The 1023-nt window shown below is 68.2% G+C and carries 1 protein-coding gene; it reads left to right on the plus strand.

Annotation, left to right across the window (positions count from 1 at the left end; genetic code table 11):
• A partial coding sequence (locus tag K883_RS19585) for a condensation domain-containing protein (protein WP_036455736.1) occupies positions 1-1023 on the plus strand: 1023 nt, incomplete at both ends.

The following is a 1023-nucleotide window of genomic DNA, read 5'->3' on the forward strand; positions in this document are numbered from 1 at the left end:
GTGCCGGCCGCGGTGGTCGTGCTCGACGCGCTGCCGTTGACGGTCAACGGCAAACTCGATACCCGCGCCCTGCCCGCACCCGAATACCAGAGCGCCGGATATCGCGCGCCGGCCAACCCGGTCGAAGAGATCCTGGCCGGCGCGTTCGCCGAGGTCCTCGGGATTGAGCGCGTCGGGGTCGACCAGTCGTTCTTCGATCTGGGTGGGGATTCGCTGCTGGCGATGCGCTTGGTCGCCGCGATCGAGATGGGTCTGAAGGCAGAGCTTTCGGTGCGCACCGTGTTTGAGGCGCCCACGGTGACCCAGTTGGCGCTCCGTGTCGGCGGAGGTGGCGGTCGACGCCAGCCGGTGGTGGCGGTTGAGCGGCCTGAGGTGGTGCCGTTGTCGTTTGCCCAGCAACGCTTGTGGTTCATCGACCAGTTGCTGGGGCCTTCACCGATCTACAACATGGCGGTGGCGCTGCGGCTCAGCGGACGGCTGGATGCCGAGGCGTTAGGGGCGGCGCTCGCCGATGTGGTAGCCCGCCAGGAGACCCTGCGCACCCTCTTCCCGGCGATCGACGGGATACCCGAACAGGTGGTTATCCCGATCGAGCAGGCCGACTTCGGTTGGCAGGTCGTCGATGCCACCGGCTGGCCGGAAACCCGGCTGCAGGAGGCCATCGACCCGACGGTGCGTCACTCGTTCGATCTGGCCACCGAGATTCCTTTGCGGGCACGGCTTTTCCGCATCGCGGACGACGAACACGTGCTGGTGGCCGTGGTGCACCACATCGCTTCCGACGGCTGGTCGATCACCGCGCTGGTGCGTGATCTGGGACTGGCTTATGCCAGCCGGTGTGCGGGGCAGGCACCCGGTTGGGCGCCGTTGCCGGTGCAGTACGCCGATTACACGCTGTGGCAGCGCACCCAGCTCGGTGAGGTCACCGACAGCGACAGCCCGATCGCCGCCCAGCTGGCGTACTGGGAGCAGGAGCTGGCCGGGCTGCCCGAGCGCCTGGCGCTGCCCACCGACCGGCCCTAT

The organism is Mycobacterium sp. TKK-01-0059 (assembly GCF_000709305.1).
In the GTDB taxonomy this organism is placed as follows: domain Bacteria; phylum Actinomycetota; class Actinomycetes; order Mycobacteriales; family Mycobacteriaceae; genus Mycobacterium; species Mycobacterium intracellulare.